We start from the raw sequence: 12,877 nt of genomic DNA on the forward strand, positions 1-12,877 counted from the left end.
CAGGAGGCGGCCCTCCCGCCGAGGAAATGCCTCATTTGGGGTCACTCTGACCACCTCAGATCGATCCTGGCTAGAGGAGACCGGCTCCACCGAATAGACGCGGCACCTTCCGAGACACCACTAGGTCCAGGTCGCGGTCTCGGGATCGATGCCATTCACACGAGCGCTGGCGTCGATGATGCGACGGAACCACGTGGCAAGGCCGGGTCGGATGCCGTTGTAGTGGGCGGCATATCCCGGATCGCCCTCGAACATCCGGCCGAGACAGACCTGCATCTGCCTGCTGAGGGGAAAATACGACGCGAACACCTCGCGATGCTGCTCGACGAGCTGATTCGCTTCCGCGCTACCAGGCTGGACGCCCGCGTCCATCGCATCCCCCAATGCTCCTTCGAAGCCGAGCATGGCGTCGGCGATGGCCTGCCATTCCTCCGGACCGCGATCGGCTGAGCCTTCAGCGAACTGCTGCCATTGCGTCGTGTCGCCGTAGCGCTGACGGGCTTGGACCGACCAATCCGGGTTCCACTGTGGACCGATGATCGCGACCTGCTGCTCGGCGGTCAGCAGCAGGCCGCGCTCGTGGGCGTCGATCATCCGATCCAGTCCGGCGCTCAGTTCTCGCAGCCGCTTGATCCGGTCAGCGACCTGGGCGCGCTGGGCCCGCAACGCCTCGGGCACGGCCGTGGTCGAGTCCAAGATGGACCGGATCTTGTCCAGCCCGAGGCCGAGCTCGCGATAGATGACGATGCGGTGCAAGCGTTCCAGATCACCAGCGGTGTAAAGCCGGTATCCACCGGCCGTACGCAGCGACGGCCGCGCCAGGCCGACCTCATCCCAATGGTGCAGCGCTCGGACGGTCACGCCAAGACGCGTCGAGACCTGACCGACGGTCAGGCCTTCGACATCAGTGGGATCAGGCATGCTCCCCATTGTCGCTTGGCGGGGTGATCCCGACAGCCGCAAGGTTGCGTGCCTCCTCACTGTCCGGGTCGTACGGCTTCGCCGCGGTGAAGATGATCCGGGCGTTCTCGGGCGTGATCACCTCCACGTCACGGGTATTCCATGGCGTGTCGCGTGGACCGTCGACCGAGTCCGGGCGGATCGCACGGCAAGCCTCGACAATGGACTCGACCTGGTTGAGCACGCACGAGAAGCTGAAGCTGATCGCAGGTGCCTTGTCCGGAACGGTCTGCGCCGCGACGAGGAGCACGTCCTGGAACGCCCACCGGCGCAAGTGCGTGATCGTGCCGGGAATGGTGAACAGGTCGATGAACCCGAGCCCTCGGGTCCAGAAGTCCACCGAGGCCGCCAAATCGTTCGTCGGGATCGTCACGAACGCGGGCATCGCGTAGATGCCACGGAACGGCTCCGGCGCGACCGCGTCCGGGCCGACCGGCACAGGGCTCATCTCGAAGGCGTTGTAGTAGTCATTCACCCGACCTACCTTGCAGCCTCACGTTACGTGAGGGTCAAGCTGTTTGTTGCGTCGCACCCTCCGCAGGATCGGCACGACCACGACAGCCACCACGAACAGGCCCGCCAGGGTCGCGGACACCGGCCGTTGCAGGAAACCAAGGAGGTTCCCGTCGAACAGTCGCATCGACCGGCGGAACGAGCTTTCCAGCAGCTTGCCGAGCACGAACGCCAGCACCAGTGGCCCCGGCTCGAACCCGAGCTTCTTCATGCCGTAGCCGACCAGGCCGAGCACGATGACCACGAACATGTCGAAGGTGCTGTTACGGATGCTGTACACGCCGATCATCGTGATCAGGATCGTCAGCGGCGCAAGAATCCCCGGCCGCACCTTCAACAGCCGCACGAACACGCCGATCAGCGGGATACTCAGCAGCAACAGGAAGACGTTGCCGACGTACATCGAGTTGACCACACCCCAGAACACGTCCGGGTGCTCGACGATCAACTGCGGTCCCGGCGGAATTCCCTGCAGCAGCAACGCTCCGAACAACACCGCCATGGTCGCGTTCGCCGGGATTCCCAGTGTCAGCAACGGGATGAACGACGACGTCGCCGCCGCGTTGTTGGCTGTCTCCGGCGCGGCCACGCCCTCGATCGCGCCCTTGCCGAGCCGTTCGGGCTCTTTGGACGATCGTTTCTCCACCGCATAGGCCACAAAGGACGACATGGTCGCGCCGCCGCCGGGCAGCACACCGAGCACGAAACCCACGATCGAGCCACGCACAATGGCCAGCCGGGACTTGAGCCATTCGAGTCTCGTCGGCAATGCCCGGCCGAACGAGCTGATCGTGGGCTGCTCCCGAAGCCGGTGTTCGAGGTTGTAGAGGATCTCGGCGACCCCGAACAGTCCCATTGCGACGATCACGAAGTCGATCCCGTCGGCCAACTGGTCGCTGCCGAACACGAACCGAGGCGCAGCCACGATCGGGTCGCTGCCGATCGTGGCCAGCAGCAGGCCCAAAGCCGCTGCCGCGATTCCCTTCACCAGCGACCCGTTCACCAATGTGGCCACCAGCAAGACGCCGATCAACGCCAGCATCGTGTACTCGGCAGGACCGAACTCCAGTGCGAAGTCCGCGACCAGCGGCGCGATGAACGTCAGCAGGATGATCGACGCGGTCCCGCCGATGAACGACCCGATCGCCGCGATGCCCAACGCGGACCCGGCTTTGCCTTGGCGGGCGAGTTCATGGCCGTCGAACACAGTGACCACAGTGGACGCCTCACCCGGCAGCCGGAGCAGCACCGAGGTGATCGTGCCGCCATATTGGGCGCCGTAGAAGATCCCGGCGAGCAGGATCACCGCGGCCGCGGGCTCGATGCTGTACGTGATCGGTAGGAGGATCGAGATCGTCGCAGCCGGGCCGAGCCCCGGCAGGACACCGACGAGCATCCCGAGCGTCACGCCGACAAGGCAGTACAGCAGGTTCTGCGGCTCGAACACGACCGAGAACCCCGCCAGCACTGGTCCGAAGTCCATGGCGATCCCTTCAGATCACGAACAAGTGCGGCAGCGGCACGCGCAGGCCGAGGATGAACAGGGCGTAGGCCGCCGCGGTCGCGACCACTGAGACAATGCCGGTGACCAGCCAGCTCTCCTGGCCGAACGCCTTCAACCACAGCGCGAGCAACAGAATCGTCGGGATCTCGAACCCGGTGAGCTCGAACAGATAGGCGTACACGCCCAGGCTCACCGCGGCGATCACGACCGTGATCGCGCCTCGGGTGAATCCCTCGGTGTCCGGCCGTGCCTCGACGATGATCGCGATCCCGGCGGCGACCAGCACCACCGACACCACGACCGGCCACAACCCCGGGCCTGGGTTGGTCAGCGACCCGAAGTCGAGGTCGGCCGCGAACCACAGCGCGACAAGGCCGAGCAGGATCGGCGGGACGCCTGCGACGGCGCGCGTCATGAGCCGAACGTCAGACCGTACTTGCGGACTTGTTCCGCGTACACGTTCGCGGCCTCGGCGATGTGTGTCCGTGCCTCGTCGCCGGAGACTTCCCAGCGCTCGACATAGTTGTCGCTCAGGAACTTCTCGTACGCGGCGTCCTTGCGTGCTTCGGCGAAGCTGTTCGCCAGCTTCGTCGACACAGTCTCGGGCAGTCCGGACGGCGCGACGACGAACCGGCGCTGGTCGACCACGACGTCGTAGCCGCTTTCCTTGACAGTCGGCACATCGGGGACGAACTTGCTGCGTTGGTCGGAGAATACGGCCAAAGCGCGCATTCTGCCTGCCTTGATGTGCGGCATGGTCTCGGACAACGAACCTGACAACGCGTCAACCTGCTTGCCCAGCAAGGCGGTCACGGCAGGCGCGCCGCCGTCGAACGGTACGTCGGTCGCCTGGACGTTGGCTGCCTTGAACAACAGCGCCTGCGACAGCTGGGCTCCGGTGCCGACGCCGGACGTGGCGTACCTGACTGACTGCGCGTCAACCAGATCCTTGAGTGTCCGATATGGCGAGTCCGCGTTCACCACGAGGATGTAGTCCTCGGTGGTCAGAGTGGCCACAATGGTCAGTTTGTCCAGCTGGATCGCGGTCGGGTCCTTGATGGCCAGCGGGGTGATGGCGAAAAGGGACTTCACCAGCAACCCGATGTTGTACCCGTCCGGCGGTTGTGCGAGCACCTCCTTGCCGCCGACGGCACCGTTCGCGCCGGGTTTGTTGGCGACCGGCATGGATTGTCCCAGTTGCTTTTCCGCGACCTTGGCCGCGGCCCGCCCGACTATGTCGGTGCTTCCGCCTGGCGGAAAAGGAACCGTGAACTGGACGGCGCGATTCGGGTAGGAGGCGGCATTGCTGCCGCCTTGTACGCCGTTACATGCACTGGTGGAGACCAGAATCGTCGCGAGCGCGGCAAGAAGTCGGCGCCGCCGGACGGGCACAGTCATGACAGCTCCTTACGAGCGTATGAGTGTTGTCCTGCTGGCGGCGGACTCTTACGTCAGCTCCCGTTGTACCACTGGATCATCGACTGGGCCATCGGACTGTCGCCGACCGGGCCGAGCGTGGTGTCCACTCCAGACGCCGCGAGGCGCTCGCTGTAGGTGATCACGGTGTGTCCGTGGTGCCATGCCGCGCCCCATATCGCGGTTTCCAAGGCAGTGAGTACCCGCTCGGTGGAAATGACGCCAGTCCGCTCGTAGGCGACGATTTTGCGTGCGTCCTCGTCGACCACGAACAGCGCTCCGGCGTGGAAGTCCACGTACCACCGGCGGATTTTCGGTCCATCGGTGGTGACGGGCCGTGGCCCGCCGGAGATCTTCATATCGCGCATCAGCCGCTCGACCGTGCAGCGGGCGATTGTGACGCCTTCGGCGTTGAGCCTGCGCCAGATTCGCCGCGACCCGGCCGATGTCTCGGCGAAGACGCGCAGGATCTCGCGCTTCATGTCCTCGTCACGGCGTGAGCGTTGCGACAGCGGCCGTGCGATGGCCGCGTAGTACGTCGACGGAGCGATCCCCAGAACTCGGCAGATCGGCTCGACTCCGAACGTGCTCTTGTGTTCGTTGACGAATTTGATCAGTTGCTCGGTCGCGGGTCGAGCTCCCGCGCGAAAAAAGCCGATGCGGCTTTCAGTATCTCGTTCGACCGGCGAAGCTGCTGGACTTCTCTGGTCAGTTCGGTGATCCGGCGTTCGGCGGACATCGGCGTTCCGCTCGACTCGCCATGGATTTCGGCTTGCCGGACCCAGCTGCGCAGTGACTGGTCGCCGATCCCGAGCCTGGTGGCCACCTCGGCGATGACGCCGTAGGAGTTGCCACGGGCCCGTCGGGTGTCGAACACCAGGCGGACGGCGCGAGTGCGCAGCTCATCCGGATATTTTTTGGGTGCGGGCACGGGAAGATCGTGCTCCCGCACCTGCATACGCCCTGCACAATTCGCGTACAAACGGGCGGCCAAAAATAGTTCAGTGCCTATACTTGACTGCCCGAAACCTCCGATGTGTACTGGATAAGCCCTGCATCCGCCGCTCTTGCCGTCGCTCCCTGTGTCTGTTCAGCGATGGCAGGAAGGACTCGTCGTGCGCTCAATTCGTGCTGCCCTGATGACCGTCGTCTTGCTCGCTGGCGTGCCCGTTGCGACGCTTGCTTCCCCTACTGATGCCGCCTTCAACCCGTCCTCCGGGGTGTTGGACGTCGACTACGCCAGTTATCCGGCCAAGCACGACGTGGTCTACAACCGGCCGAACACCAATAAGCTGCATGGCCTGTTCGCGGGCAATGGTCGGATGGGTGCGATGGCGTGGCACCAAAACGGCCTGACCATGCAGGTCTCGGGCGTGGACACATCGCAGCAGACGGCGTTCGGCGCGGGGATGGCGAATCTGACGACCACTCCAGCTATGGATAGCGGATACTCCAGCTATCAGCAGCGGCTCTCGCTCTATGACGGCACGCTGACCACGAAGTACGACGCCAACCGCGCAGTGACCGTGATGGGCTCGCCGAACTCCGAGGTCATGGGCGTGCACGTCGACGACACCCGTGGGGGAGTACAGAACATCAGCTTCGAGCTGAGCCTGTGGAACGTCAGCAACCTCGGCAACAGCGGGGACGTCCCGAACCTGGACACGTGGAAGACCGTCACCGCGTACGCCGACTCCGGCAGTGCCGGGATCAGCCGTGGCCAGTCCGACCCGCAGAACTTCGGCTACACGCTGGCTGCGACCGTCGAGGGCGCCCCATTCACGACCCAGGTGGTGAACAACAGTCGCGTCCGGTTCACCATCACACCGTCCACAAGCTACACAATCTGGTTCACCGCGAGCACCAGGCTCAACGCGCCAGGCAACAACTCGGTGACCCAGGCCCGCAACGCGCTCAACTCAGTCAGAAGCACGGGCTACGCCGCCACGCTGACCAACTTCCGCAACTGGTGGCACGCGTTCTGGCAGAAGTCGTTCGTGCAGTACTCCAACGGTTCCCGCGAGGCCGATTACCTGGAGAACGTCTACTACCTGAGTACGTACATGATCGCCTCGGGTGGATATGGCAACTATCCGTTCCACTTCATCAACGGTGTCTTCCGGGCGACCGAGGATCAGACAAAGTGGAGCAACTCCTACTGGTACTGGAACCAGCGGGACGTCTACAACTCGTTCCTGGCGTCCAACCACGCCGACCTGATGGCCGGCTTCAACCGGATGTACAGCAGGAACTACAGCTATCTGAAGTCCTACACGCAGACCCGATACGGCATCGACGGCCTGTGGGTGCCCGAGACGATGGGCTGGGACGGAAACGCCCGCGGCACGATCAACAGCGACTACACCAAGAACATCTACTCGACCGGCACCGAAGCCGCGTACAACATGTATCTCCAGTACCGGTACACGAACGACGCGAACTACCTGCGTACCACGGCTTATCCATACATGCGTGAGGTCGTGAAGTTCTATGCGGCCAGATTGTCCTTTGACGGCAGCAAGTACTACATGGCCACGTCCAACTCGCATGAGACGTACTGGAATGTCCGCAACGCCATCACGGATCTCGCGGCTGTGCGGTTGTTGTTCCCGCTGACCATCCAGATTTCGACCGAACTCGGCCTCGACGCGGGTTTGCGTGGCCAATGGCAGAACATCGTGAACAACCTGGTCGCTTATCCGGTGGAGAACGGCGCCTACGTGCCGCATCAGCCGCCGATCGCCCAGACCCGCAACAACGAGAACGTCGCGGTCGAGCTCGTGTGGCCGTATGACCTGACCGGCATTGGTTATCCCGACCAGTCCATGGCGGTGACGACCTGGAACCGGCGGCCTTTCCCGTATGGCAACGTCTGGGCTCCGGATGCCGCGCAAGCGGCCCGGCTGGGTCTCGGCGACCAGACCATGCAGGGCATGAAGCAAATGCTGCGGCAGTACCAGAACTATCCCAATGGCATGACGAACAACACGAACGGCGTCTACGAGTACCTCGGCGTGCACCTGACCGCGATGAACGAGGCACTCATGCAGTCGTACAACGGGAAGATCCGCGTTTTCCCGGCGATTCCCAGTGATTCCTCGTTCGTCGGCAAGTTCACCCTGCTGGCCAAGGATGGTTTCCTGGTCAGCTCGGAACGTGAGGCGAGCGAGACGAAGTACGTCGGAATCCGCAGCCTGTATGGAAAGCCGACTCGAATCGTCAACCCGTGGGGTACTCAACAGGTCCGGGTCCGGCGCACGTCCGACAACGCGGTCCTGCAGACGACCTCGGCCGCCGAGCTCGACCTGCCGACCGCCGCGAACACCGTCTACGTGGTCGAACGTACCGCGAAACCGTTGACCAACTATGCCTCGACCAGACTCACCGGCACTGCCAACCAGGGCTCGAAGTCCCTCGCTGGCACGGCATCGACCTTGGGCCTTGACGCGACCGCCAACCCGATGGTCAACAACACCGACGTCACGTATGGCGCGAACTGGTACCTCACAACGAATCGCGGCTACGGCGACTACAACGACGACACCCACCACAGCAATACGATCGACGCGTCCGCCCAGTACACGTTCACCGGTACAGGTGTGCAGTTCATTTCCGAACGTTTCAGCGACATGGGAACCGTGGACGTCTATCTGGACAACGCTTTCCAAGCGACCGTGAACCTCCGGATCTCCGGTGCGCGGCAGTCGCAGCAGGTGGTGTGGGAACGCCAAGGCCTGCCGCGCGGCAGCCACACGATCCGGATCGTCAACCGCAGCACCTCGGTCGGCATGATCGACGCGTTCCGCATCACCCCATAGCCGGTCATCCCTCGTGAGTGGTTATCAGGGTTAGAACACGGTTAACCACTCACGAGGTCCGATCGGTATAAATAGGCAAGATGTTGCTGCCGAGAGGGCAATCTCGGGCTGGACCATGGCTTGTAGAGTCATGGCAGCCATACCGTTCGTCATTCGTTTCACGCCAGCAGGCACAGTGGAGCGTAGTCAATGAACGGTGATCAGTCGTGGAGGTCACGGGAAGGTGATCGCGCGGATTCGGGCGAACGAAGAGCTGTCGCGCAGGTACCGGGCCAGCGGTATTTGGCGACGGCACGGACCGCTCGCCGACCTGCGGAAGTGGCGGGCCGAGACGCCGCACGCGGCCGCGATCATCGCTGAGGAAGCCGGGGTGTCGAGGGTCTGCCTGACCTACGCCGAGTACGAGCGGATGGTCGAGCGCTTCGCCGGCGCGCTGACCGATCTGGGCATCGGTCGCGGCGACGTCGTGCTGATCCAGCTGCCAAGCCGCTGGCAAGTGCCCGCGTTGATGCTGGCCTGCCTGCGCGTCGGGGCGATCGTGGCGCCGGTGATACCGACGATCCGGCCGCGTGAGGTCGAGCGAATGCTGCGCAGGCTCGAAGTCCGCGTCTGTGTGACGATCGACTGCTGGGAGGGCTTCGCGCACGCGGACGCGCTGGCTGAGATGAGTGATCGGCTTCCGCACCTGCAGCATCGGGTGATTCTCGGGCACGCCAGAGACGACCGGGGCGAGCTGAGCTTCGATGAGGTCTTCGAACGGTCAGCTACCTGTGCCGACGAGCTGGACGACGACCCGGACCGGGCGGCGATGGTGCTGTTCACCTCGGGCACAACGGGTGCGCCGAAAGGTGTCGTGCACACCGCGAACACGCTGTACGCGGGTATCGCTCCGGTGATCGACGCGGAACAGCTCGGGCAGCACGACCGGTTCTTCACGGCCGCCGCGCTCACCCACATCGTCGGCGCGATCTACGGATACCTGCTGCCCCTGCTGACCGGCGGCACGGCCGTCATCCGTGACGCATGGGATCCGGTGAACGCGGCGATCTTGCTGGCCGAAACGCAGGCGACGGTCTACTCAGGTGCGCCGGTTTTCCTGCGCCAACTGCTGTCCGCGATCGACACCGATTCGTCGGGACCGTTGGCTCTGCGGTTGGTGGTCAGCGGCGCCACCACTATTCCGCGGCGGCTTGTCGACCAGACGCACCGGATCCTCGGTCTGCCTTTGCGGACTGCCTGGGGCATGACCGAGGCCGCCGGGCATACCTGGACCAGACGGGACGATCCGGTCGATTGGGGTGCGTACAGCGACGGAAGCCCTGGCGCGGGTGTCGAGATCGATCTCAGGTCGCAGCTGGAGATCACCCGTGAACAGCCCGGGCGGCTGTTCGTTCGTGGCGCGGGCGTCTGCGTGGCCACGTTCGGCTTGGACAGCGACGAGTCGCGAATACTGGCCGACCACGACGACGGCTGGTACGACACCGGTGACCTGGCGGTTCATGACGGTCGGGGAGGCATCAGGCTGATGGGCCGGGTCACTGACCGCATCGGCGGCACGTTCATGATCCCGGTGACCGATGTCGAGGCCGCGTTGCTCAACCACCCCGGGATCGCCGACGTGGCTCTGGTTGGCTACCCGGATGGCGATGGCGGCGAGTTGGCGTGCGCGTATGTCGTGGCGACGCCGACAGCCACGGTTGATCTGCCGATGATCAGGGCCTATCTGAACGGCATCGCGATGACGGGGTGGTATCAGCCGAGCCGCGTCGAAGTCATCGGCCAATTGCCGAGGAACGGCAGTGGGAAAGTCCAGAAAGACGTTCTACGGGCCCGCCTTCTGGACTCCCAGTAGTCATCTACTGCGGGGATTCCTCGGCGATCCGCATGGCCTCCTCGATCAACGTCTCGGCGATCTTGTGCTCTGGCACGGTCCGTACCACGCGGCCCTTGACGAAGATCTGGCCTTTGCCGTTGCCAGAAGCGACACCGAGATCGGCCTCGCGGGCCTCGCCGGGCCCGTTGACGACACAACCCATGACAGCGACCCGAAGCGGAACTTCCAGACCGTCCAAAGCAGCCTGAACCTCGGCAACCAACCGATACACGTCGACCTGAGCCCTGCCACAGGAAGGACACGAGACGATCTCCAGCTTGCGCGGACGCAGTCCCAACGACTCCAGGATCTGGCTGCCGACCTTGACCTCCTCGATCGGCGGCGCCGACAGCGAAACCCGGATCGTGTCCCCGATCCCGTCGGAGAGCAAGGCTCCAAACGCCGCCGCGGACTTCACGGTTCCCTGGAACATCGGCCCGGCCTCCGTCACCCCGAGGTGCAGCGGGTAATCGCACTGCTCGGCCAATTGCCGGTACGCCTCGACCATCACGACACAGTCGTGGTGCTTGACCGAGATTTTCAGGTCGTAGAAGTCGTGCTCCGCGAACAGCGAAGCCTCCCACAACGCCGACTCCACAAGGGCTTCAGGCGTCACGCGGCCATGCTTCGCGAGCAACCTTGGATCGAGTGAGCCAGCGTTGACGCCGATCCGGATGGGCGTGCCGTGATCGCGGGCTGCGCGGGCGATCACACCGACCTTGTCGTCGAACTTCTTGATATTGCCGGGATTCACGCGCACTGCCGCGCAGCCGGCCTCGATCGCGGTCAGGACGTACTTCGGCTGGAAATGGATGTCGGCGATCACCGGGATCTGGGATTTCCCGGCGATCTGCGGCAACGCGTCCGCGTCGTCCTGTGACGGGCAGGCGACGCGGACGATGTCGCAGCCTGCCGTGGTCAGCTCGGCGATCTGCTGCAGCGTCTTGTCGACGTTCGCGGTCACCGTCGTTGTCATGGACTGCACCGAGACGGGGAAATCGCTGCCGACTCCCACCGGACCCACCTTCAGCTGGCGGGTCTGCCGACGAGGCGCGAGTGTGGTCATGCCTGGCCCTCCAAGACGGTCGCCGCGATCGCGGCACCAGTGAACCCGTGCGACTCAAGGATTTGCTGACGTGAAGCGTGTGCGATGAAGGCGCGTGGATACCCGATGGTGTGTACCGGGATTTCCGGAATGGCTTGAGCGAGCAAGCTTCCGGCCGATCCCTCGCGGCCGCCGTCCTCGACCGTGAACACCTTTCGGTGCGCACGAGCCAAAGCCGCCAGCGCGGGGGAGCACGGCACAATCCACCGCGGGTCGACCACAGTCACGCCAACGCCTTCGGCTTCGAGCAGTGCGGCCGCTTCGAGGCAGACTTCCGCGACCGGCCCCATCGAGACCAGGAGCACGTCCGTGCCTGTGGACCGCAGGATATCCACAGGGCCAACACGATCGATGGCTTCGATCGATTCCCCAGCGGACGCTTTGGGGAACCGGACCACTGTCGGACCCGTGGCCACCACTGCTTCTCGAAGCAACTCGCGAAGCTGCGCGGGATCCCGGGGAGCTGCGAGGCGGAGACCAGGGACCGCGGTCATCAGGCCGATGTCCCACACGCCGTGATGCGACGCACCATCCGGCCCGGTGATACCGGCCCGGTCCAGGACGAACGTCACCGGCAGCCGGTGCAGCGCCACGTCCATCAGGACCTGGTCGAACGCGCGGTTCAGGAACGTCGAGTACACCGCGACCACAGGATGACACCCGCCCATCGCCAGCCCGGCCGCCGAGGTGACCATGTGCTGTTCGGCGATCCCGACGTCGAAGATCCGCTTGGGGAACCGTCGCGCGAACTCGCCGAGCCCGGTCGGCAGGAGCATCGACGCCGTCAGACAGACCACGTCGTCGCGTTGCGCCCCGATGTCCACGATCTCCGAGGCGAAGACGTCTGTCCACGTTGGCTTGGACTGGCTGCCGGATGGACCGACGGCGTGCATCCGGTCGTTGGCGTCGGCTTCGGCCGGTGCGAAGCCGTTTCCCTTGACCGTCACGCAATGCACGACGACAGGGGAGCGGTACGAGCGTGCCTCACGCAAAGCGTGCTCAAGCGCCGGAAGATCGTGGCCGTCGACAGGTCCGATGTAGACGAACCCGAGCTCTTCGAACACGTTGGGGCCGTAGCCCATCCGCAAGTCTGCGAGATGATCGGCGATGCCACCGCTGGTCGCCGCGTAGGAACGGCCATTGTCGTTCAACACGACCACGACCGGCCGACTGGAACCACCGATGTTGTTCAACGCTTCCCAGCACATGCCACCGGTCAGCGCGCCGTCACCGACGACCGCGACCGTGGTCCGTCCGGCGATCTCCCTCACCTCGTCAGCCTTCGCAAATCCGTCCGCATAGGACAGTGCGGTCGACGCGTGCGAGTTCTCGATGATGTCGTGGACGGACTCGGCCTGGCTCGGATATCCGGACAAGCCGTCACGCAGCCGTAGCGAGGTGAAGTCCTGCCGTCCGGTGACGATCTTGTGGACGTATGCCTGATGTCCCGTGTCGAACAGGATGCGGTCACGCGGCGAGCGGAAAACCCGGTGCAACGCCAGCGTCAGCTCGACGACGCCGAGGTTGGGGCCGAGGTGGCCGCCGTTGCGGCAGACGTTCTCGATCAGGAACTGTCTGATGTCCCCGGCGACCGCGCGCAGCCGCGGGTATCCCATGCTTCGCAGCGTCGCGGGATCGCAGGCCAGGCCCGGCTGTAGGGCGGCAGCGGTAGCCGACATGTTCCCTCC

The 12,877-nt window shown here is 64.4% G+C and carries 11 protein-coding genes and 1 other annotated feature; of the genes, 2 read left to right on the top strand and 9 right to left on the bottom strand.

Features of this window, described 5'->3' with window-relative positions; all coding sequences use genetic code 11:
- Window positions 1–120: 120 nt before the first annotated feature.
- From LWC34_RS51955 to LWC34_RS51985, 7 genes are all read right to left on the bottom strand, one after another.
- Window positions 121–921 (bottom strand): MerR family transcriptional regulator, encoded by an 801-nt coding sequence (locus LWC34_RS51955; RefSeq protein ID WP_233733686.1) that lies wholly within the window; start codon window positions 919–921, stop codon window positions 121–123.
- Window positions 914–1,435 carry a VOC family protein gene (locus LWC34_RS51960; RefSeq protein ID WP_233733687.1) on the bottom strand — a complete coding sequence of 174 codons (522 nt, stop codon included), beginning with the start codon at window positions 1,433–1,435 and terminating at the stop codon, window positions 914–916. Before LWC34_RS51960 ends, LWC34_RS51955 begins: the two co-directional genes overlap by 8 nt.
- Window positions 1,436–1,453: 18 nt before the next feature.
- The gene (locus LWC34_RS51965; RefSeq protein WP_233733688.1) at window positions 1,454–2,956 is read right to left on the bottom strand and encodes a tripartite tricarboxylate transporter permease; all 1,503 of its coding nucleotides are present in this window, start codon (window positions 2,954–2,956) and stop codon (window positions 1,454–1,456) included.
- Window positions 2,957–2,966: 10 nt separating this feature from the next.
- Window positions 2,967–3,392: a tripartite tricarboxylate transporter TctB family protein gene (locus tag LWC34_RS51970; RefSeq protein ID WP_233733689.1), complete on the bottom strand. Its 426-nt coding sequence runs from the start codon at window positions 3,390–3,392 to the stop codon at window positions 2,967–2,969.
- Complete coding sequence (locus LWC34_RS51975; protein WP_233733690.1) at window positions 3,389–4,375, bottom strand: tripartite tricarboxylate transporter substrate binding protein; 987 nt, start codon at window positions 4,373–4,375, stop codon at window positions 3,389–3,391. The genes LWC34_RS51970 and LWC34_RS51975 overlap by 4 nt, the downstream gene beginning before the upstream one ends.
- A gap of 53 nt (window positions 4,376–4,428) precedes the next feature.
- Complete coding sequence (locus LWC34_RS51980) at window positions 4,429–5,052, bottom strand: IS3 family transposase (protein WP_372496842.1); 624 nt, start codon at window positions 5,050–5,052, stop codon at window positions 4,429–4,431.
- Window positions 4,936–5,049 (bottom strand) — a sequence feature (AL1L pseudoknot). Its footprint overlaps the gene before it by 114 nt.
- Complete coding sequence (locus LWC34_RS51985; RefSeq protein WP_233733694.1) at window positions 5,007–5,324, bottom strand: transposase; 318 nt, start codon at window positions 5,322–5,324, stop codon at window positions 5,007–5,009. Before LWC34_RS51985 ends, LWC34_RS51980 begins: the two co-directional genes overlap by 46 nt.
- A gap of 184 nt (window positions 5,325–5,508) precedes the next feature.
- Between LWC34_RS51985 and LWC34_RS51990 the strand changes: the two genes are divergently transcribed.
- Together LWC34_RS51990 and LWC34_RS51995 are read left to right on the top strand one after the other, a co-directional pair.
- Entirely contained in the window at window positions 5,509–8,211 is a 2,703-nt protein-coding gene (locus LWC34_RS51990; protein ID WP_233733696.1) for a glycosyl hydrolase family 95 catalytic domain-containing protein, read from the top strand.
- Window positions 8,212–8,434: 223 nt separating this feature from the next.
- Window positions 8,435–10,063: an AMP-binding protein gene (locus tag LWC34_RS51995; RefSeq protein WP_233733698.1), complete on the top strand. Its 1,629-nt coding sequence runs from the start codon at window positions 8,435–8,437 to the stop codon at window positions 10,061–10,063.
- 4 nt (window positions 10,064–10,067) lie between these two features.
- Here LWC34_RS51995 and ispG read toward each other — a convergent pair whose 3' ends face one another.
- Both ispG and LWC34_RS52005 read right to left on the bottom strand, forming a co-directional pair.
- Window positions 10,068–11,150, bottom strand: a complete 1,083-nt coding sequence (gene ispG / locus LWC34_RS52000; protein ID WP_233733707.1) for a flavodoxin-dependent (E)-4-hydroxy-3-methylbut-2-enyl-diphosphate synthase — start codon at window positions 11,148–11,150, stop codon at window positions 10,068–10,070.
- Entirely contained in the window at window positions 11,147–12,868 is a 1,722-nt protein-coding gene (locus tag LWC34_RS52005; RefSeq protein ID WP_233733709.1) for a 1-deoxy-D-xylulose-5-phosphate synthase, read from the bottom strand. The genes ispG and LWC34_RS52005 overlap by 4 nt, the downstream gene beginning before the upstream one ends.
- Between the last annotated feature and the right edge of the window lie 9 nt (window positions 12,869–12,877).

The sequence above is a fragment of the Kibdelosporangium philippinense genome, assembly GCF_021390435.2.
Classification (GTDB): Bacteria; Actinomycetota; Actinomycetes; order Mycobacteriales; family Pseudonocardiaceae; genus Kibdelosporangium; species Kibdelosporangium philippinense.